This window comes from Brevundimonas aurantiaca, from assembly GCF_904830995.1.
Lineage (GTDB): Bacteria > Pseudomonadota > Alphaproteobacteria > Caulobacterales > Caulobacteraceae > Brevundimonas > Brevundimonas aurantiaca.
Genome location: NZ_CAJGVD010000001.1, coordinates 1,226,927 through 1,247,670 on the forward strand (window position 1 = coordinate 1,226,927; position 20,744 = coordinate 1,247,670).

18 protein-coding genes are annotated in these 20,744 nt (G+C 69.1%); 10 read left to right on the forward strand and 8 right to left on the reverse strand.

Annotated features, from left to right (window positions below; all coding sequences use genetic code 11):
- Positions 1-142: 142 nt before the first annotated feature.
- From JMT67_RS06200 to JMT67_RS06220, 5 genes are all read left to right on the forward strand, one after another.
- Entirely contained in the window at positions 143-994 is an 852-nt protein-coding gene (locus tag JMT67_RS06200) for an alpha/beta hydrolase (RefSeq protein WP_233455814.1), read from the forward strand.
- Between the two features lie 20 nt (positions 995-1,014).
- Complete coding sequence (purT, locus tag JMT67_RS06205; RefSeq protein ID WP_183214936.1) at positions 1,015-2,211, forward strand: formate-dependent phosphoribosylglycinamide formyltransferase; 1,197 nt, start codon at positions 1,015-1,017, stop codon at positions 2,209-2,211.
- Positions 2,212-2,290: 79 nt separating this feature from the next.
- Entirely contained in the window at positions 2,291-3,370 is a 1,080-nt protein-coding gene (locus tag JMT67_RS06210) for a site-specific DNA-methyltransferase (RefSeq protein WP_183214937.1), read from the forward strand.
- A 129-nt stretch (positions 3,371-3,499) separates the two neighbouring features.
- Complete coding sequence (locus JMT67_RS06215; protein ID WP_183214938.1) at positions 3,500-4,612, forward strand: glycosyltransferase family 4 protein; 1,113 nt, start codon at positions 3,500-3,502, stop codon at positions 4,610-4,612.
- Between the two features lie 142 nt (positions 4,613-4,754).
- On the forward strand, positions 4,755-6,902 hold the full coding sequence (locus tag JMT67_RS06220) for an amylo-alpha-1,6-glucosidase (protein WP_201462984.1): 2,148 nt from the start codon (positions 4,755-4,757) through the stop codon (positions 6,900-6,902).
- On the opposite strand, the gene JMT67_RS06225 is transcribed toward JMT67_RS06220, so the two are convergent.
- The 3 genes from JMT67_RS06225 to mutY are packed head-to-tail and all read right to left on the reverse strand — an operon-like array spanning position 6,903 to position 8,472.
- Positions 6,903-7,172 carry a BrnA antitoxin family protein gene (locus JMT67_RS06225; RefSeq protein ID WP_182713319.1) on the reverse strand — a complete coding sequence of 90 codons (270 nt, stop codon included), beginning with the start codon at positions 7,170-7,172 and terminating at the stop codon, positions 6,903-6,905. It abuts the gene before it with no gap.
- The gene (locus JMT67_RS06230; protein ID WP_152950794.1) at positions 7,126-7,404 is read right to left on the reverse strand and encodes a BrnT family toxin; all 279 of its coding nucleotides are present in this window, start codon (positions 7,402-7,404) and stop codon (positions 7,126-7,128) included. Before JMT67_RS06230 ends, JMT67_RS06225 begins: the two co-directional genes overlap by 47 nt.
- 12 nt (positions 7,405-7,416) lie before the next feature.
- Positions 7,417-8,472 (reverse strand): A/G-specific adenine glycosylase, encoded by a 1,056-nt coding sequence (mutY, locus tag JMT67_RS06235; RefSeq protein WP_183214940.1) that lies wholly within the window; start codon positions 8,470-8,472, stop codon positions 7,417-7,419.
- 21 nt (positions 8,473-8,493) lie between these two features.
- On the opposite strand from mutY, the gene JMT67_RS06240 reads away from it, so the two are divergent.
- The 5 genes from JMT67_RS06240 to JMT67_RS06260 all read left to right on the forward strand — a co-directional run bounded on the left by JMT67_RS06240 (position 8,494) and on the right by JMT67_RS06260 (position 14,248).
- Positions 8,494-9,045 (forward strand): DUF721 domain-containing protein, encoded by a 552-nt coding sequence (locus tag JMT67_RS06240; RefSeq protein ID WP_054766431.1) that lies wholly within the window; start codon positions 8,494-8,496, stop codon positions 9,043-9,045.
- A gap of 95 nt (positions 9,046-9,140) precedes the next feature.
- Positions 9,141-9,785: a DsbA family protein gene (locus tag JMT67_RS06245; protein WP_054766432.1), complete on the forward strand. Its 645-nt coding sequence runs from the start codon at positions 9,141-9,143 to the stop codon at positions 9,783-9,785.
- A gap of 3 nt (positions 9,786-9,788) precedes the next feature.
- Entirely contained in the window at positions 9,789-10,388 is a 600-nt protein-coding gene (locus tag JMT67_RS06250) for a thioredoxin domain-containing protein (RefSeq protein WP_054766433.1), read from the forward strand.
- 12 nt (positions 10,389-10,400) lie between these two features.
- A complete protein-coding gene (locus JMT67_RS06255) occupies positions 10,401-13,838 on the forward strand; it encodes an AAA family ATPase (protein WP_201462985.1) in 3,438 nt (1,145 codons plus the stop codon).
- Positions 13,835-14,248: a surface-adhesin E family protein gene (locus tag JMT67_RS06260; protein WP_054766435.1), complete on the forward strand. Its 414-nt coding sequence runs from the start codon at positions 13,835-13,837 to the stop codon at positions 14,246-14,248. The genes JMT67_RS06255 and JMT67_RS06260 overlap by 4 nt, the downstream gene beginning before the upstream one ends.
- Here the strand turns inward: JMT67_RS06260 and JMT67_RS06265 are convergent.
- The 5 genes from JMT67_RS06265 to mraY all read right to left on the reverse strand — a co-directional run bounded on the left by JMT67_RS06265 (position 14,199) and on the right by mraY (position 20,739).
- Entirely contained in the window at positions 14,199-15,407 is a 1,209-nt protein-coding gene (locus JMT67_RS06265; protein ID WP_201462986.1) for a mechanosensitive ion channel family protein, read from the reverse strand. The genes JMT67_RS06260 and JMT67_RS06265 overlap by 50 nt on opposite strands.
- Before the next feature lie 39 nt (positions 15,408-15,446).
- The gene (murG, locus tag JMT67_RS06270; protein ID WP_201462987.1) at positions 15,447-16,538 is read right to left on the reverse strand and encodes an undecaprenyldiphospho-muramoylpentapeptide beta-N-acetylglucosaminyltransferase; all 1,092 of its coding nucleotides are present in this window, start codon (positions 16,536-16,538) and stop codon (positions 15,447-15,449) included.
- 235 nt (positions 16,539-16,773) lie between these two features.
- Positions 16,774-17,952 (reverse strand): peptidoglycan glycosyltransferase FtsW, encoded by a 1,179-nt coding sequence (locus tag JMT67_RS06275; protein WP_201462988.1) that lies wholly within the window; start codon positions 17,950-17,952, stop codon positions 16,774-16,776.
- On the reverse strand, positions 17,949-19,439 hold the full coding sequence (gene murD, locus JMT67_RS06280) for a UDP-N-acetylmuramoyl-L-alanine--D-glutamate ligase (RefSeq protein ID WP_201462989.1): 1,491 nt from the start codon (positions 19,437-19,439) through the stop codon (positions 17,949-17,951). Before murD ends, JMT67_RS06275 begins: the two co-directional genes overlap by 4 nt.
- Positions 19,440-19,629: 190 nt before the next feature.
- Positions 19,630-20,739 carry a phospho-N-acetylmuramoyl-pentapeptide-transferase gene (mraY, locus tag JMT67_RS06285; protein ID WP_201462990.1) on the reverse strand — a complete coding sequence of 370 codons (1,110 nt, stop codon included), beginning with the start codon at positions 20,737-20,739 and terminating at the stop codon, positions 19,630-19,632.
- Between the last annotated feature and the right edge of the window lie 5 nt (positions 20,740-20,744).

The window sequence follows — 20,744 nt, forward strand, 5'->3', positions numbered from 1 at the left end:
GAGAAGGTGGCCCGCAGGGCCGGATGAGGGACCGCCGGCGGGCCAGTCGCACCGTCGGTCCCTCACCCTTTCGCGCAAGAACGGCGGCTTCGCCGCCGTGCGCTCAAGCCCTCTCCCGCCGGGAGAGGGAAGGCTTGTGGAGATGTCGATGATTTCGGTTCGCGGTCTGCTGCTGACCATAGTCATGGCCACGGCCTTCACCCCAGCCCCCTATGCCCAAGCTCTCGATATGGGCGTCCGCGCTACGCCTATCGTTATCGGATCATCATGGGCCGTGCCGTCGAACGTCTATGGCGCGACGCGTGAGATCAACGTCTGGCTGCCGCCCGGCTATGCGGGCAGCGGCAAGACCTATCCCGTCCTCTATGTCCTCGACGGCGGCCAGGATCAGGACTTCCACCACATCTCGGGCCTCGCCCAGCTGGGAACCGTCGTCGGCACGACCCGCGACGTGATCGTGGTCGGGATCGCTTCGGTCGACCGCCGCAACGAACTGGCCCTGCCGACGCAAGACCCCGAACTGATCGCCCGCTATCCGACCCAGGGCCATTCCGACCGCTTCCGCCGCTTCCTGGCCGAAGAGGTCCAGCCTTTCGTCGAGACGCGCTTCCGCACCAGCGGCGAGACCGCCCTGATGGGCGAATCCCTGGCCGGCCTGTTCGTGGTCGAGACCTTCCTCAAGGAACCCCAGATGTTCGACGCCTATGTCGCCGTCAGCCCCAGCCTGTGGTGGGACGGGGGCGAACTGGCGCGTCAGTCCGGCGCCCGTCTGCGTGACCAGTCGAACGACCCGCGCACCCTGATCCTGACCCTGGGCGACGAGGGCCCCGAGATGCAGGCCCCGATGGACGTCCTGACCGCCAATCTGCGCGACCACGCCCTGCCCGGCCTGAGCTGGAGCTTCACCCCCCGCCCGACCGAGACCCACGCCACCATCTACCACGGCGCGGCCTTGGACGCCTTCCGCAAGCTCTACGCCGTCCCCACGCCCTGATCCAAACCCCGGAGCCCCCCATGAAACTCGGCACCCCGCTTTCCGACACCGCCGTCCGCGTCATGCTGCTGGGCTCCGGCGAACTGGGCAAGGAGGTCGCCATCGAGCTTCAGCGCCTGGGCGTCGAGGTGGTCGCCGTCGACCGTTATCCGAACGCCCCAGCCATGCAGGTCGCGCACCGCAGCCACGTCATCCCGATGACCGATCCCCAGGTGCTGAACGGCCTGATCATGGCCGAGGCCCCGCACATCATCGTGCCCGAGATCGAGGCCATCGCCACCGAGGTCCTGGCCGACATCGAGGCCGCCGGCATGGCTCGCGTCATTCCCACCGCCCGCGCCGTCCAACTGACCATGAACCGCGAGGGCATCCGCCGTCTCGCCGCCGAAGAGCTGGGCCTGCCCACCAGCCCCTACGCCTTCGCGGGCAGCGCCCAGGAACTGGCCGCCGGCGCCGAAACCGTCGGCTACCCTTGTTTCGTCAAGCCGGTCATGTCCTCGTCCGGCAAGGGCCAGTCCTTTGTCGAAAGCCCCGATGAAATCGCCGACGCCTGGACCTACGCCCAAGACAGCGGCCGCGTCGCCGGCGCCCGTGTGATCGTCGAGGGCCGGATCGACTTCGATTTCGAGATCACCCTGCTGACCGTCCGCTCGCGCGCCGCCGACGGCTCGACCCGCACGGATTTCTGCGCCCCCATCGGCCACCGTCAGGTCAAGGGCGACTATGTCGAGAGCTGGCAGCCCCAGGCCATGAGCCCCGCTGCCCTCGCCGCCTCGCAGGACATCGCCGGCAAGGTCACCGACGCCCTCGGCGGTTTCGGCGTCTTCGGCGTCGAACTGTTCGTCAAGGGCGACCAGGTCTGGTTCTCCGAGGTCTCGCCCCGCCCCCACGACACCGGCCTGGTCACCCTGGCCAGCCAGACCATGAGCGAGTTCGCGCTGCACGCCCGCGCCATCCTGGGCCTGCCCGTCGACGTGACCCAGCGCGAACCGGCCGCCAGCGCCGTCATCTACGGCGGCATGGATGCCCAAGGCGTCGCCTTCGAGGGCGTCGCCGAGGCCTTGTCCGTCCCCACGGCCGATCTGCGCCTGTTCGGCAAGCCCGAAGCCTATGAGCGCCGCCGCATGGGCGTGGCGACCGCGCGCGGCGCCGATGTGGACGAAGCCCGCGAACGGGCGCGGGAGGCGGCGGGTCGGGTAAAGGTGGTCCCGGGCTGACGCCGAACAGGGCGGAATCAACACTGCCTTAACCGTAAGGATTCACCATGCCGGTCTCATCGTTCCGAGGCCGCGTTCCATGTCCCAATTCCAGACCGACGTCATTCACCGTGGCGACTGCATCGAGATTCTGAAAAGCCTGCCCGACGCCTCGGTCGACATGGTCTTCGCCGACCCGCCCTATAATCTTCAGCTGGGCGGCGACCTGCTGAGGCCCGACAATTCCAAGGTCGATGCGGTTGACGACGACTGGGACAAGTTCGGCAGCTTCGCCGAATACGACGCCTTCACCCGCGCCTGGCTGACTGAGTGCCGCCGGGTGCTGAAGCCCGAGGGCTCGATCTGGGTGATCGGCTCCTATCACAACGTCTTCCGCCTGGGCGCGGCGATCCAGGACCTGGGCTTTTGGGTGCTGAACGACATCATCTGGCGCAAGTCCAACCCGATGCCGAACTTCAAGGGCACCCGGTTCACCAACGCCCACGAGACCCTGATCTGGGCCGCCCGGTCGCGCGACCAGAAGCGCTACACCTTCAACTACGATGCGCTGAAGGCCTTCAACGAAGACACCCAGATGCGGTCCGACTGGACCTTCGCCCTGTGCACCGGCGAGGAGCGAATCAAGGACGCCGACGGCAAGAAGGCCCATCCGACCCAGAAGCCCGAGGCCCTGCTGCACCGCGTGCTGCTGTCGGCCACCCGCCCCGGCGACGTGGTCCTGGACCCCTTCTTCGGCACCGGCACCACCGGCGCCGCCGCCAAACGCCTCGGTCGCCACTACATCGGCATCGAGCGGGACGAGACCTATGCGGCCGTCGCCGAGACCCGGATCGCCTCGGTCATTCCCGCCAATCCCGAAGACCTGGCCGTCATGGGCTCCAAGCGCGCCGAACCCAAGGTGCCCTTCGGCGCCCTGGTCGAGGCCGGCCTGCTGAACCCCGGCGACCGTCTGTACTGCCCCAAGGGCGAGCGCGAGGCCCGCGTCCGCGCCGACGGCTCCCTGGTGTCGGGCTCCCTGACCGGATCGATCCACAAGCTGGGCGCCCTGCTGGAGAACGCCCCCGCCTGCAACGGCTGGACCTACTGGCGCTTCAAGACCGACCAGGGGCTGAAGTCGATCGACGCCCTGCGTGCGGAAGTCCGGGCGGGGATGCAGTAGCCGCCCTACGGTAAAGCTCTGTAACTTGCCGGATTTTCGATGGAAATTTCGTCTCCGCGACGGAACCGCGCACCCGCGTGAACATTGATGTCGACAGGCCCGCAGCGCCGGGCTGGAGCAAGCACATCGATGAAGATCGCGCAGGTCACACCGCTTTATGAGGCTGTGCCTCCCAAACTGTATGGCGGCACCGAAAGGGTCGTCGCCCATCTCACAGACGCCCTGGTCGATCTGGGCCATGAGGTCACTCTGTTCGCCTCCGCAGACGCACAGACGCGGGCGCGGCTGATCCCCGTCCGCGACCAGGCCATCCGCCTGGACCCCGCCCCGCTGAAGTCCGATCTCGCCGCCCATATGACCATGCTGGGCGAGGTCCTGGATCGCGTCGATCAGTTCGACGTCATCCACTTCCACACCGACATGATCCACTTCCCCCTGTTCCGGCCCTATGCGGACCGGACCATCACCACATTGCACGGACGGCTCGATCTGAAGGATCTGCCCGGCGTTTACGATCGCTGGAGCGACTTCGGCCTGATTTCCATCTCGGACGACCAGCGCCGCCCCCTGCCCCATGCGAACTGGAAGGCGACCGTGCATCACGGCATGCCCGGCGACCAATATGTCTTCTCGCCGAAGTCAGAGGGCTATCTGGCCTTCCTGGGCCGCATCTCGCCCGAGAAACGACCCGACCGCGCGATTGAGATCGCCACCAAACTGGGCCGCCCGCTGAAGATGGCCGCCAAGGTGGACGCCGCAGACAAGATCTATTGGGAGGAGACCATCCGTCCCATGGTCGAGGCCAATCCCCTGATCGAGTTCATCGGCGAGATCGGCGACCATCAGAAATCAGCCTTCCTGGGCGGCGCCGAGGCCCTGTTGTTCCCGATCGACTGGCCCGAACCCTTCGGCCTGGTGATGATCGAGGCCATGGCCTGCGGCACGCCGGTGGTGGCCTTCCGCTGCGGATCGACGCCGGAAATCATCGAGGACGGCGCCACCGGCTTCCTGGTGGACACCATGGAACAGGCCGTCGCCGCCGCCGACCGTGCCCGCCTCCTGGACCGCGAGGCCATCCGCGCCCGGTTCGAACTGCGCTTCTCGGCCGCCGCCATGGCCCGGCGCTATCTGGACGTCTACGGCGACCTGCTGGCCCGCCGCCCGTTCGCCGAAGCGCCGCTGACGGAGGTGGTGACGCCGCTGCGCCCCCTGGAAGACCGCAGCTTCGCCGCCATAGCCTGATCCCCGTCTTATTGTCGAGGTTGAGCGGCGGAGGGTGAAACCCTCCGCCGTCGGCTTCATTTCATCATCGGAGCGGCCCTTGAGCGCCGCATTCGAATGAGACGTTTCGCGCAGGCTCAACAGCGACGGGGACAGACACCGCATGGACGACGCCTATTCCACCCAGCTGACCGCCGGTGAGTCCATCGAGGCTTCGGGCCTGGAACAGCTGATGGCGCTGAAGGCGGGGGACGCCTTCCTGGTCGCCGACGGCTGGGGCGACATGAAGGGCGGGGCCGACGGCCTGTTCGCCGGGGACACGCGGGTTCTATCGCGCTGGACGATGACCGTGGGCCTGTTGAAGCCGTCGCGGCTGTCGTCCGGCGTCAGCCAGGACAACGTCTTCTTTTCCTGCCACACGACCAATCGCCCCCTGCCGCCGATGGGCGGACGCTCGACCCCGGCCGGGGTGATGCATATCGAACGGCGGCGCTTCCTGTGGGACCGGCGCATGTTCGAACGCATCCAGATGGTCAACCACGGGGTCGAGGACATACTTCTGCCCCTCGCCTTCGACTTCGGGGCCGACTTCGCCGACATCTTCCAGGTGCGGGGGACGCCGCGGGCCAGGCGCGGCACGATCCACGCCCCCACCACCGACGGGCGCCGCGTCACCTTCCGCTACACCGGCCTGGACGGGGTGGACCGCGGCAGCTGCCTCGCCTTTTCCGAACCGCCCGCCCGCCTGACCCCTAACCGCGCCGAGTTCATGTTCAGCCTGCCCAGGGGCCGGTCGATGGAGCTGTTCATCGAATGCGGTGTCGATTCCTGCGAAGCGCCGGACGCCCGTCGCTGGCGGCTGAACGCCATCCAGGCCCGTCTGGCGATGCGGGCCAAGCGGCGGCGCGGCGCCTCGGTGCGCGGCCCCCGCAGCCCGCGGTTCAACGACTGGCTGGACCAGTCGCGGGCGGACATGGCCCTGTTGACCACCGACCTGCCGACCGGCCCCTACCCCTATGCCGGCACGCCCTGGTTCTCGACCCCGTTCGGGCGGGACGGCATCATCGCCGCCTGGCAGATGCTGTGGCTGGACCCGTCCCTGGCCAAGGGCGTCCTGACCTATCTGGCCTCGCGCCAGGCGACTGAGACGTCGCTGTTCCAGGACAGCCAGCCGGGCAAGATCCTGCACGAGACGCGCGGCGGCGAAATGAGCGCCCTGGGCGAGGTGCCCTTCGGCCTCTATTACGGCGGGGTCGACACCACCTGTTTGTTCATCGCCCTGGCCGGCGCCTATGCCGGGCGCACCGGCGATCTGGAGCTGATCCGCAAACTGTGGCCCAATCTGATCGCCGCCGCCGACTGGATGCGCGACTATGGGGATTCCAACGGGGACGGCCTGATCGACTATCAGCGCGGCGCCGACACCGGCCTGTCCAACCAGGGCTGGAAGGATTCCGAGGATTCCATCTTCCACGCCGACGGCCGCTTTCCCAAGGGGCCGATCGCACTCTTAGAAGTTCAAGGCTACGCCTTCGCCGCCTGGCGCGCCCTGGCGGATCTGGGCGAGCGGCTGCACGACGACCGAGCGGTGGAATGGCGCATCCGCGCCGAACAGGTCCGCGCCCTGGTCGAGGACAAATACTGGATGGAGGACGAGGGCTTCTACGCCGTCGCCCTGGACGGAGACGGGGAGCCGTGCCGCGCCATCGCCTCCAACGCCGGCCATCTGCTCTTCACCGGCCTGCCGTCGCCCGAACGGGCGCGGCGCGTGACCCGACGCCTGTTGTCGTCACGGTTCCGCACCGGCTGGGGCGTGCGGACGCTGGAGCTGGGCCAGGCCCGGTTCAATCCGATGAGCTATCACAACGGCTCGGTCTGGCCGCACGACACCGCCATGGCCGCCGCCGGCATGGCCGCCTATGGCGAACGCCAGGCGGTGGCCGAGATCTTGGCCGAGATCTACGCCGCCGCCGCCCATTTCCATCTGCGTCTGCCCGAGCTGTTCTGCGGCTTCCCGCGCGCGCCGGGCGAACCGCCGATCGCCTATCCGGTCGCCTGCCTGCCCCAGGCCTGGGCGGCGGGGTCGGTCTTTCTGATGCTTCAGGCGTCGCTGGGCCTGTCGATCGACGCCTGGAGCGGAACGGTCGATCTGATCGACCCGGTTCTGCCCGCCGGGTTGCAGACGCTGAAGATTCAGGGTCTTCACGTCGGAGACGCCTCGGTCGATCTGGACATCCAGCATGTGGACGGCCGCGCCGTGGTGGTGCCTCGTCGCAAACAGGGCGGGATCGCCATCCGCACCCTGCGGTGATCAGGCGGCGTCTGACTTCCGTTTCAGCCAGTCGCGCAGCGCCTGGTTCATGCGCGTCTGCCATCCCGGCCCGTCCTGTTTGAAGGCGGCCAGCACGTCGGCGTCGAACCTTATGGTGGTCGAGATCTTATCCGCGCCCTTGGGGCGTCCGCGTTGGACCAGCGTCTCTCCTCGATAGTGATCCGCCTTGTCGAACCAGACGTCGTCAAGTTCCGGCGCCTCGTCAGGATCGACCCAATCGGTCTTCGTAGCGTCGCTGTTCACGGTCATTCGCCTTCCTCATCGAAATGATGTGGCGCGCCTCGCCACGCGGCGTCCACACCAGAACCACCATACGGTCGGTCAAACGCCCAATGGTGATCAGACGTCTTTCTCCATAGTCCCGACGATCATCGTCAAACGTCAGATGATCACCGTCGAACACAGCCGACGCCTGGGCGAAATCCAGTCCACGCTCAATCCACGTGCGATCACGCTTGCTGGGATCGAAGGTGATGCGCACAGATTTTTGTTACTACAAAAATAGGTCAGATTCAACGGTCGCCCGATCCAGGGCCTTGGCGAATACGGTGGGCAGGGCCGCGCGCGCCGCTTCGAAAGGCATCCATCGCCAACCCGCCCTCGCCTCGCCTCGCGCCGTCATCACCGTCAAGGTCAGGCTGAAATGGGTGAAAACATGCTCGACCGATCCGACGTCTCGCCAGTCGGCGTCGATCGGCGGCGGCGTCAATGGTTCGCCCGTCGTCCAGTCACTGGTCGGCAGGCCCAGCATTCCGCCCAGCAGACCCTTGTCGGGCCGCGTCTCCACCGCCACCCGACCTTGGTCGTCGAACAAGACCCAGGCGACGCCCTTCCGCTGAGGCCGATCCGTCTTCTTGGTCTTGACCGGATAGCGTTCAGGATCGCCTGACGCGCGACCGGCGCAGGGGTCCGCGATGGGGCACAGGTCGCATAGCGGCGACTTGGGCCGGCACACGGTCGCGCCCAGGTCCATCAGGGCCTGGGCCCAGTCGCCGGGCCTTTGGTCGTTGATGAAGAGGCCCGCCAGCCGCCGGAGTTCGGGCCGCGCCTGGGGGACCGGCGTCTCCACGGCGAACAGCCGCGCCATGACCCGTTCGACATTGCCGTCGACCACATTGGCGGGGCGGTCAAAGGCGATGGCCGCCACCGCTGCGGCCGTATAGGCGCCCACGCCGGGCAAGGCTGAAAGCCCCGCCTCCGTATCGGGAAACACCCCGCCATGTTCGCCCGCCACCGCCCTGGCGCAGGCCAGCAGATTGCGAGCGCGGGCGTAATAGCCCAGTCCCGCCCAGGCGGCCATGACCTCGGCGTCCTGGGCCGCCGCCAGGTCCGACACCGTCGGCCAGCGGCTGGTGAAGGTCTGGAAATAGGGGGTGGCGTGCGGGGTGGTGGTCTGTTGCAGCATGACCTCCGACAACCAGACGCGATAGGGGTCGGGCCTCTGCCGCGTCCCCGGCGGAGCGCGCCAGGCCAGGCTGCGTGCATGGCGGTCGTACCAGTCCAGCAGACGGGCGCGGATCAGGGCGATGTCGGGAGAGACGTCAGTCATGGGATCGGTCTATATAGGCCCATGCGCCGCCCGCTGCCCACAGACGCCGAGGTCCGCGAGATCCTGTCGCGCCGCCGCACCCGCCCGGCGCCGCGCCCGGCGCCGCGCGCGGGCCAGGCCCTGACGCCCCTGATCAAGAAGCTGGACGAACAATTCGGCCGCGGCGCCGGCGCCCTTGAGCCGCGCTGGCGCGAGATCGTCGGAGACCGCCTGGCCCGCGTCACCCGGCCCCAGAAGCTGACCAAGGGCAAGGGCGGCCAGCCCGGCGTGCTGGAGCTGCGCGTCGCCGGCGCCGCCGCCCTGCTGGTCCAGCATCAGTCAGAGGACATCCTGGCGCGGGTGAACCTGTTTCTGGGCGCCGGTTCGGTCGATCGGCTTCGCATCGCCCAGGGACCGATCAAGCCCTTGACCGAGCCGGCCGCCCGCCCCAAACGCGCCGCTGTTCCACCGCCCCTGCCCGCCTCGGCCGAGGCGGAACTGGCGGCCTCCCTGGCCGCCGCACCCGAGGAACTGAAGGCCGCCCTGGCCAAACTGGGCCGAGCGGCGATATCGCGTTCGAACGACCGCGATTGACAAATCTTCGCCGCACCTGTTCTCGAATGATCAAGGTTGCGCGGTTCACCCGGAATCACGCCGCCGATCGCCAACGATCCGACTGAGGAAGTCCTATGGCCCCGACCGAATCCCGCTTCGCCCGCATGAGCCGCCGCGCGGCCATCACCGGCGCCGCCATGGCGACCATGGCCCTGGCCGCCTGCGGCGGCGGCTCCAAGGGCGCCGTCGAGGGCGACATGGGCCTGGGCGCGCCGGAAGGCGCCAAGGTCACCGTGGTCGAATACGCCTCGGTCACCTGCCCCCACTGCGCCCTGTGGCAGAAGAACACCTGGCCGGCGTTCAAGGCCAAGTACGTCGACACCAACAAGGTGCGCTACGTCTTCCGCGAACTGCCGACCCCGCCGGTCGACGCCGCCACCGCCGGCTTCCTGGTCGCGCGCTGCGCCGGGCCGGACAAGTATTTCGACGTCGTCCACCAGCTGATGGCGACCCAGCAGGAGATGCTGACCTCCTCGCCGCGCGACTGGCTGCTGCGCACGGCCCAGGCCGCCGGCCTGTCTGAGCAGCAGTTCAACGACTGCGTCACCGACAAGGCGGCCGTCGCCGCCATGGAGAAGCGCGTCCAGGCCGCCCAAGCCCAAGGCGTGACGGGCACTCCGGCCTTCTACGTGAACGACACCCAGGTCATCACCCCCGGCGGCGAAGGCGCCAGCCTGGCCGACCTGTCGGCCGCCATCGACGCCGAGCTGGCGAAGTAAGCCATGGTCCGGCGCGCCGTCCTCGCCTTTGCTCTGACCGCCGCCCTGGCGGGTCCGGCCTCGGCCGCCGAGCCCCCGCCGCCGGTCACGGCCCAGGACCATGTTCTGGGTCAGGCCGACGCGCCGGTCACGGTGATCGAATACGCCAGCTTCACCTGCGCGCACTGCGCCGTCTTCCACAACGACGTCCTGCCGGCCTTCAAGGCCCGCTACATCGACACGGGCAAGGTCCGGCTGGTGCATCGCAACCTGCCGACCCCGCCCGCCAATGTCGCCGCCGCCGCCGCCGCCGTGGCCATCTGCGCCGCGCCGGGCCGCTATTTCGACGTGGCCGAGGTCTTCATGCGTGACCAGGCCAATCTGCGCACCACCGGCGCCAAGCCCTGGTTCGACGCCGGCCTCGCCGCCACCGGCAAGACGCGCGAACAGGTCGAAACCTGCCTGAACGACCCCGCCACCCGCGCCGCGCTTCAGGCCCAGATCGCCGGCGCCGAGGCGGCTGGGGTCGAGGGCACGCCGACCCTGTTCGTCAACGGCAAGCCTGTCGCCGGTTACTCGCTGGAAGCCCTGTCGGCCGCCGTCGATCCGCTGCTGCGCCGGTAAGCGCCAGGACCGATGCAGTTCCAGCGCCTCCGGCTCGTCGGCTTCAAGTCGTTCGTCGATCCGGCGGAGGTGCACATCGAATCCGGCCTGACCGGCATCGTCGGACCCAACGGCTGCGGCAAGTCCAACGTCCTTGAGAGCCTGCGCTGGGTCATGGGCGCCAATTCGGCCAAGGCCATGCGCGGTCAGGGGATGGACGACGTCATCTTCGCCGGCGCAGCGGGCCGCCCCCCGCGCAGCCACGCCGAAGTCCAGCTGACCATCGACAATGCGCAACGTCGCGCGCCCCAGCCCTTCACCGACAGCCCGGTGCTGGAGGTGTCGCGCCGGATCGACCGGGGCCAGGGTTCGACCTATCGGATCAACGGCAAGGAGGTGCGCGCCCGCGACGTTCAGCTGCTGTTCGCCGACGCCTCGACCGGCGCCAACTCCCCCGCCCTGGTCCGCCAGGGCCAGATCAGCGAGTTGATCGCCGCCAAGCCCCAGAACCGCCGCCGGATCCTTGAGGAAGCGGGCGGCGTCGCCGGCCTGCACACCCGCCGTCACGAGGCGGAGCTTCGCCTGAAGGCGGCCGAGGCCAATCTGGAGCGGCTGGACGACATCGGCCGCGAGCTGGAGACGGCGCTGAATCGGCTGAAGCGCGAAGCCCGTCAGGCCGAGAAATACAAGAAGATCTCCGCCGAGATCCGCGCCCTCCAGGCCGCCCTGCTCTACGCCCGCTGGAACGACGCCCAGATCGCCGCCGAGGCCGCAGCCCTGGAGCTGCGCGCCGCCGACCGCGCCGTGGCCGAGACGACGACCGCCGCCGCCGCCGCCCAGACCGCCGCCCTCGCCGCCCAAGAGGCCCTGAAGCCGGCGCGGGAGGAGGACGCCGTCGCCTCCGCCCTGCTGCACCGGGCCAGTCTGGAGCGCGACCGGCTCGACATGGCCGAACAGGCCGCCCGGGCCGAGGTGGATCGCCTGAAGGCCGAGGCCGCCCGCATCGCCGCCGATACGGAGCGCGAGACCAATATGGCCGCCGACGCCAAGCGCGAGCTGGACCGGCTGGATCACGAACTGGCCCGCCTCCAGGCCGAGATCGCCGCCGCCCCCGCTCGCGGCCCCGAACTGGACAAGGCCCTGGCCGCCGCCGAGGAGGCCCGCAAGACCGCCGACGCCGAGGTCGAACGCCTGGCCGCCGCCCTCGCGGCCGTCGAGGCCCGCGCCAACGCCGAGGCCGCCCGCCGCCGCGACGCCGAGACCCGCCTGTCCCGCGTCGCCGCACAGCTGGAACAGGCGAGGCGCGAACGCGAGGCCCTGGGTCCGCTGGAAACGCCGGAGCTGGAAGCCGCCCGTCAGGCGCTGGAGATCGCCCAGGCCGAACTGACCGCCGCCCGCGAGGCCGTCGAGGCGGCCGAAGTCAGACGCGGCGACCTGGCCCGCGCCGAGCAGGAAGCCCGCACCGCCGCCCGCGCCGCCGAAGACCGGCTGGGCCGGTTGCAGACCGAGGCACGCGGCTTGGCCCAGCTGCTGGTCGGCGGCAAGCGCGACCATCCGCCGGCGCTCGACAAGGTCCGCGCAAACCGAGGCTATGAGGCCGCCCTGGCCGCCGCCTTGGGCGAAGACCTGGACGCGGCCCTGGACGCCCGCGCCGCCGCCTACTGGGGCGGGGCGGAACCTCGCCCGCCCGTCTGGCCCGCAGGCGTCGAACCGCTTTCGGATCATGTCCAGGCTCCCGACCAGTTGGCGGCGCGTCTGGCCCAGTGCGGCGTCGCGCCGCGCGCTCAGGCGGCCGAACTGGCCCGCACCCTGCCGGTCGGCGCCCGTCTGGCGACGCCCGAGGGCGACCTGTTCCGCTGGGACGGCTTCGTCAGCCGCGCCGAAGCGCCCCGTCCCGCCGCCGTGCGTCTGGCCCAACGCACCCGCCTGGCTGAGCTGGAAGCCGAGATCGACAAGGGCAAGCCGGCGCTGGAACAGGCCCAGACCCAACAGAAGGCGGCGGCCGAAGCCTTCCGCGCGGCAGAGGAGGCGGTGAAGACCGCCCGCCTGCAACCCTTCGCCCTCGACAAGGCCGTGACCGCCGCCCGCGACCGTGTCGAAAGCCTGACGCGGGAGCAGACTCGCCGCGAAGCCCGCGCCCAAGCGCTGGACGAGGCCTTGGCGCGGCTGGCGGCCGAAGTTGCCGAGGCTGAAGCCGCCCTGGCCGCCGCCCAGACGGTCGAGGCCCCGTCGGAAACCCTGGCCGGAATGCGGGACGATCTGGCCGCCGCCCGGGCCGCCGCCGACGCGGCTCGCATCGCCGCCCAAACCGCTCGGTCGGACCGTGACGCCGAGGCTCGCGACCGCCAAGGCCGTGAACAGCGCCTGGGCGGTCTGACCCGGGCGCGCGACGGCTGGATCGCCCGGTCCAAGGACAGCGGCGGCCGCATTGCCGCCCTGGAGAAGGACGCGGAGAAGACGGCCGCCCTGCTGAAACAGGCCGAGGTCGCGCCCCAAGGGTTCGCCGAACAGCGCGGCAAGCTGCTGGACACACTGACCGCCGCCGAACAGCGCAAACAGGCTTCGTCCGACGCCATGGCGACCGTCGAGGCGGCTGCGGCCGAGGCCGACCGCGCCGCCCGCGCCGCCGACGCCGCCGCCTCCCAGGCGCGCGAAGCCCGCGCCGGTCTGGCCGCTCGAGCCGAGGCTGCGGCCGAGAAGCTGACCGAGGCCGAGGCGACCTTGCGCGAGACCGCCCAGATGTCGCCCGAAGACCTGGCCCGCAAGCTGACCGACGAGGCCGTGGCCCGACCGCCCGACGCTGCCGGCGCTGAGAGCCTGCTGTACGGGCTGGAGCGCGAGCGCGAGGCCCTGGGCGCCGTCAACCTGCGCGCCGAGGACGAGGCGACCGAATACGGCGAGCGGCTGAACAGCATGAAGTCAGAGCGGATCGACCTGACCCAGGCCATCGCCAAGCTGCGCGACGGCATCGACGAGTTGAACGCCGAGGGCCGCGAACGGCTGATCGCCGCTTTTGACATCATCAACGCCAACTTCAAGGCCCTGTTCGAGGCCCTGTTCGACGGCGGCCAGGCCGAGCTGAAACTGGTCGAGAGCGACGATCCGCTGGAGGCGGGGCTGGAGATTTACGCCTGCCCGCCCGGCAAGCGGCTGTCGGTCATGAGCCTGATGTCGGGGGGCGAACAGGCCCTGACGGCGGCGGCCCTGATCTTCGGCGTCTTCCTGGCCAACCCCGCCCCCGTCTGCGTGCTGGACGAGGTGGACGCCCCGCTGGACGATGCGAACGTGGACCGGTTCTGCAAGATGCTGCACGAGATGCGGTCGCGGACCGACACCCGTTTCATCGTCATCACCCACAATCCGGTGACCATGAGCCGGATGGACCGGCTGTACGGCGTCACCATGCCCGAGCGTGGCATGAGCCAGCTGGTCAGCGTGGATCTGAAACAGGCGGAGACGCTGGTCGCATGATCGCCCTGCTGCTCGCATTCGCCGATCCCCAACTGGTCGAGACCGGCGTCGGCCGGTTCGCCGTCTACGCCGATGTCGCCTCAATCGAGCGGCACGGAGACCTGGCCCGGATGCGCGAGCTTCAGGTCACCGAGGCGGGCTTCAAGGTGGGGGACGTGACCTATGTCGGCGGCTGGTCGCGCTGGGTTTTCGATTGCCGGGCGCGCACGGCGGACCGGCTGGATTTCGCCTCCCTGCGCGAAGACGGGACAGAGGGGCCGGCCACGCCCGACGCCGCGCCCGCCTATCAGGCCGCGCCCGGCGGGGATGCGGCGGAGTTGCTGGCCGTAGCGTGCGGGGAGGCTCCGGCGCGGGAGATCCTCACGCTGGATCAGGCGATCGCTCGGGGCCAGGCGGCGTTGAAGGACTGACGCCGCCCCACCCGGCCGCTGCGCGGCCACCCTCCCCGGAGCGGGGAGGGAGATTAGGGGGCCGCTCTTCCCCCTGCGGCCATTCCAGACGGTCGCGCGGCAGGGCTTCGCGGCATTCGTCGCGCATGAAGGCCATCAGTTTCTCGCGAATCTCGCAGCGCAGGTCGAAGGCGACCGGGGCCGAGCGGGCGCTGGCCAGGCAGCGGACCTGAAGCACCCGTTCGGTGATGTCGGTCACCTGCATGACCTGGACGTCGCCGTCCCAGAGCTTAGAGTTCTTGACGATCCCCTCGAAAGCCTCGCGCAGCTTATCAATCGGGGCCTCGTAATCGACGTAGAAGAAGGCCGTGCCGATCAGGCGGGCGTTCTCGCGCGTCCAGTTCTGGAAGGGTTTGGTGATGAAATAGGAGAGGGGCAGGACCATGCGCCGCCAGTCCCACAGCTTGACCACCACATAGGTGGCGGTGATCTCCTCGACATTGCCCCACTCGTTCTCGACGATGACGGCGTCGTCCAGGCGGATCGGCTGGGTCAGGGCGATCTGGATGCCGGCGACCATGTTCGTCAGGATCGGCTGAAGCGCCAGACCGGCGATGATGCCGACGACGCCGGCCGAGGCCAGCAGGCTGACGCCCCACTGGCGGAAGCCGGAGATGGTCATCAGGGCCAGGCCCACGGTGACGATGAACAGGATCACCTTGGCGACCCGCTGCAGGATGCGAGTCTGGGTCAGGTGTTTGCGGGCGAGCAGATTGTCCTCGACTGAGATATTGTACCGCTTCAGATGCATGACCGACCACATGTCGAGCACCCCTGACGCCATCCAGCCCAGCGTCAGGATGGAGAGGAACAGCAGCACCGCGCGGATGTCGGCCGAGGGTTCGGGATGCATCGGCGACACGGTCACGCCGATGCCGACGCCGATGATGATGATCAGCACCCGCAGCTTGACCCGCGCCCTCTCGACGATCCCGCGCCAGAAGACGTCCTTGTTCCGGACCATGCGGCGCAGGACCGCGAAGACGACCTTGTGCGTCAGCCAGCCGCCGCCGACGAAGACCAGTAGGACGAGGCCGATCACCGCCCATTCGGGCAGCCAGTCGAACTGACGCCACAGGGCGCGGACTTGACGGGTCAGGGCGATGATTTCGGGAGGCATGGGCTCCTAAACGCGCGACAAGCGGGACGGTTGTCGGTCTCAGGCGGCCCCCGCCGTCGCTTCGACCAAGTCCGCCAGGCGTTCGGCGGCGTCGGGGATGGCGACCGAGCGAGCGGCGGCGGACATGGCGGCCAAGCGGGCTGAATCGGACAGGACGCGATCCAGGGCTGCGGTCAAGCTCTCGACGGTCAGGGCGTCCTCCAGAATGACCTCCGCCGCCCCGGCTTCGGTCAGGGCCTTGGCGTTCAGGCGCTGGTGGTCGTCGGTGGCGATCTTGAGCGGGATCAGGACCGAAGGCAGGGCCGCGATCGCCAGTTCGGCGCAGGTCGAGGCGCCGGAGCGGCCGACCACGAGATGGGCCTTGGACAGCCGTTCAGCCATGTCGCGGAAGAAGGGGGCGACCTCGGCCTCGATCCCGGCCTCCAGATAGATCTGGCGCGCCGCCTCCAGCGTCTCGGGTCGGGACTGTTGCTGGACCTTGAGCCGCCGCCGCAGGGCTTCCGGCAGGGCCGCCAGGGCGCGGGGCGTGGTCTCCGACAGGATGCGGGCGCCCTGGCTGCCGCCCGTCACCAGAACCTGGATGGGGCCGCCTTCGGCGGGGGCGACATAGGGGCGATCGAACAGGGCGCGGATGTCGGCGCGCACGGGCGAGCCGACGACGTGGGACCGGCCCTGAACCTTGGCCGGCGCCCGCTCCAGCGTCGGGAAGGACGAGGCCACTTCACCCACATAGGGGGCCAGGATGCGGTTGGTGCGGCCCAGGACGGCGTTCTGCTCATGGATGACGGTCGGCCGCTGCGACGTCACCGCCGCCACCAGGGCCGGGGCGGACGGATAGCCGCCGAAGCCCACCACGACATCGGCGCCCAGCCGGTCGAAGGCGGCCCGCGCCTGCATGACGCCCTTGAAGATCTGCACCCCGGCCTTGATCAGGCCCAGGGGGCCGGCGCCGGTCGCGGCGTCCAGGGCCAGCCGTTCCTCGGCCGGAAAGGCGTGGGCGTACTGCTCGCCCCGATGATCGGTCGCCAGGACCACGCGCCAGCCGCGCCCGGCCAGCTCCCGCGCCAGGGCCTCGGCCGGAAACATGTGGCCGCCGGTGCCGCCGGCGGCGACGACGCAGAGTTTGGACATGGGGCCTCCGGGAGAAACAGTGTCTGAATAGTCCGATTTGTCCGGTCTGAGGACGGCGGGCGGAAAAAAGAGTGTCCGATGTGTCCGATGTGTCCGGTTGGCCGTTCGATCCCTTCGACCCCCATAGAATGCCACGGTTTTTCGGCGCGATGCGGAGAAGGCGGTTGGTCGGGATCAACGCCTTGATAAGGCGCAGGTTTACGGCCCTGATCACGGGCCTTCACGCGCCGCCGCCCTAAAGCAGCCGCCGCCCCGGCCGCGACAGGCTGGCGCCCGGCTCATAGGCGCCCGGCCGACGCCGGGTCAGGGCCAGGGCGAAGCCCATGGTCAGGCCCATGGCGATCATGGAGGAGCCGCCGTAGCTGACAAAGGGCAGGGTCATGCCCTTGGTCGGGATCAGGTTCAGGTTCACCGCCACATTGATGCAGGCCTGAAGCCCGATCAGCATGAAGAGGCCCGCCGAGGCCGTCTGTTCGAACGGATCGGTCAGCTTCATGGCCCGGCGCATGCCCCGGACGACGATGAAGGCGTAAAGGCCGATGATGATCAGGCTGAGGATCAGGCCGAACTCTTCGGCGCCGACGGAATAGATGAAGTCGGTGTGCAGGTCCGGCACCCGGCGCTTCATCACCCCCTCGCCCACCCCGCGGCCCAGGAGGCCGCCCGCGCGGATGGCCTCGGCGGCGGCGTCGATCTGGTGGGTGTCGGTGGTCTCGGGCGAGAAGAAGCGGCTGAGGCGGTCGCGCATGTGGCCGAAGACGAAATAGAGGGAGACCAGACCCGCCATGCCGGCGCTGGCCAGGACCGCCATCCATTTGAACGGCACCCCGGCCATGAAGAAGACGGCCATGAAGGTGGTGGTGATCAGCAGGGTCTGGCCGATGTCCGGCTGGATCAGCAGCAGGCAGACCGTCAGGGCGTAGAAGCCGAACGCAATGGTCACGCCCGGAACCCCCTGGCCCTTCTGCGCCTCGGCGAACATCCAGGCGGCGAAGACGATCAGGCCGGGTTTGGCGAATTCGCTGGGTTGCAGGCTGAAGGGGCCGAAATTCACCCAGCGCGCCGCCCCCTTCACCGTGTCGCCGATGAAGGGCAGGGCCATCATGACGACGATGGCGCCCAGCAGGGCCAGGACGGCGATGCGCCGCACCCCGCGCGGCGACATCAGGGAGGTGGTCAGCATCAGGGTCAGGCTGACCCCTGAAAAGACGATCATCCGCCAGGAATAGTGGAAGGGATCGGTGATGGATTCATCGGCCAGGATGGCGGCCGGGCTGGAGGCGAAGCTGAGGGCCACGCCCAGGCCCATCAGGGCCAGGGCCGCGCCCAAGAGGCCGCGGTCCACAGTCCAGAACCACTGGGCGACCGGGCTCTGGTCGTTGCGGGAGAAGGCGGGGGTGTAGGAGGCGCTCATCGGGCCGTCTCCGGGATTGCGCCGAGGGCCAGGACGGCGGCGCGGAAGGCCTCGCCCCGCGCCTCGAAGTCGGGGTACTGGTCGAAACTGGCGCAGGCGGGCGACAACAGCACGATCTGGTCGCCGCCCGCAGCCTGGGCGTCTGCGGCGGCGGCGGCGACGGCGGCGTCCATGGTGTTTGAGATGACGTGGGGCGTGTCGCCCAGGGTGCGAGCGAAGGCCTGGGCCGCCTCGCCGATCAGATAGGCCTTGGCGATCCGGGGGAAGAGGTCGGGCAGGTCGTCGATGCCGCCGTCCTTGGGCTTGCCGCCCGCGATCCAGAAGACCTTGGGATAGGAGGACAGGGCCTGCCGCGCGGCGTCGGCGTTGGTGGCCTTGGAGTCGTTGATGAAGCGGACCGGGCCGATATGGCCGACGGCCTCCATCCGGTGGGCCAGGCCGGGGAAGGTGAGCAGGCCTTTGACGGCGGCCTCATGCGACACGCCCAGGGCGCGGGCGGCGGCATAGGCGAAGGCGGCGTTCTGGGCGTTGTGACGGCCGGGCAGCGAGCGGGCGGCGGAGAGGTCGGCGAGGATCGCGCCGTCCGACTCTATCGAGGTTGATCGCACCTCTATTCCGCTCATCCCGGCGAAAGCCGGGACCCAGTCCTGTGGGCGCTCCGGCGGGTGCGATGCGGCAGCACGCTGATCCCCGGCATCGTGTCCTGACGAAAGCACTGGGTCCCGGCTTTCGCCGGGATGAGCGGAAGAAATGGTTAGAACACGCGAGGCCAGGTCGCGGACGATCCCCTGCCCCCATTCCTCGTCGACCCCCACCAACGCCACCGCCTCCGGTCCCTGCGCTTGGAATATCCGCCGCTTGGCCGCGACATAGCCCTCCATCCCGCCGTGGCGGTCCAGATGGTCGGGCGAGACATTGGTCAGGATCGCCACGTCCGGCGCGAAGCGCGTGGTCAGGTCCAACTGATAGCTGGAGACCTCGATCACATAGACGGCGCCCGGCGTCGGCTCCGGCAGGGCCAGGACGCCGATGCCGATATTGCCGCCGACATAGACGGTCAGGCCCGCCTGCTGCAGCACCCAGCCGATCAGGGCGGTCGTCGTGGACTTGCCGTTGGTGCCGGTGATGGCGACGACTTTCGGCCGCCGCCCCTGAGGCAAGGCCTCCAGCGCGCGGGCGAATAGTTCGACGTCGCCGATCACGGGCACGCCCGCGTCTCGTGCGCGGTCCACCGTCCAGTGCGGCTTGGGATGGGTCAGGGGGGCGCCGGGCGACAGGACCAGGGCGGCGAAGCCGGACCAGTCGGCCGTGGTCAGATCCTCGACCACGAAGCCCTCGGCCTGGGCCTGAAGCCGGCCCGAGACGCCGTCGTCCCACAGGACGGGGATCGCGCCCCCGGCCTTCAGGGCGCGCGCCGCCGTGATCCCCGACCGTCCCAGGCCGAAGACCGCGACCCGCCGGTTGTCGAAGCCGGGAACGGGGATCATCTCCGCCCGCCGTCATCCTCGGGCTTGACCCGAGGATCGAAGGATCCGCCGCCGGTGGGTAGGGCCGGACGCACAGTCAGGTCCACGCCCGATCCTCGGGTCAAGCCCGAGGATGACGAAACTCGGGTCAAGCCCGAGGATGACGAAGCTCGGGTCAAGCCCGAGGATGACGGAGAATGGGGGAGCCCGCTCATCTCAGTTTCAGCGTCGACAGGCCGAGCAGGGCCAGGGCGCCGGCGATGATCCAGAAGCGGATGACGACGGTGGATTCCGGCCAGCCCATCTTTTCGAAATGGTGGTGGATCGGGGCCATCAGGAAGATGCGCTTCTTGGTCAGCTTGTAATAGCCGACCTGGATCATGACCGAGGCGGCCTCCATCACGAACAGGCCGCCGACGATGCCCAGCACCAGTTCGTGCTTGGTGGTGACGGCTATGGCGCCGAGCGCGCCGCCGAGAGCCAGGGATCCGGTGTCGCCCATGAAGATCTTGGCCGGGGGGGCGTTGTACCAGAGGAAGCCCGCGCCCCCGCCGATCATGGCGGCGCAGAAGATGGCCAGTTCGCCGGCGCCCGGGACGTGGTGGATCTGCAGATACTGGGAGAAGACGAAGTTGCCGGCCAGATAGGAGATCAGACCGAACGCCCCCGCCGCCATCATCACCGGCACGGTCGCCAGCCCGTCCAGACCGTCGGTCAGGTTCACGGCGTTGGAGAAGCCGACGATGGTGAAGGCGGCGAAGGCCACATAGAACCAGCCGATGTTCAGCAGAACCGCCTTGAAGAAGGGGAAGGCGATCGAGGTCTCAAGCCCCGGCGAGGTGGGCGAGGCGGTCATCCAAAGCACGGTCAGAACCCCGGCGATCACGGCCACCGCCGTCTGGGCGACCAGCTTCTGTTTCGAGGTCAGGCCGGCCGAGGTCTGTTTGGTCACCTTGGCGTAGTCGTCGATGAAGCCCAGCACCCCGAAGGCCGCCGTCACGCCGGAAACGATCCAGATATAGGGGTTGGTCAGGTCGCCCCACAGGAAGACGGCCACGCCGATGCCCGCCAGGATCATCAGCCCGCCCATGGTGGGGGTGCCGACCTTGGACAGGTGGGAGACCGGACCGTCGTCGCGGATCGGCTGGCCCCGGCCCTGTTTGGCGCGGATCCAGTTGATGAAGCGGCTGCCCATGGCCACGGCGACGATGGCCGCCGTCGCCAGGGCCAGGGCCGTGCGGACGGTCTGATACTGGATCAGGTTCAGCAGCGGATACTGGTGCGCGACATCGGCGTAATAGAGGTACAGAAGATAGAACATGCGGG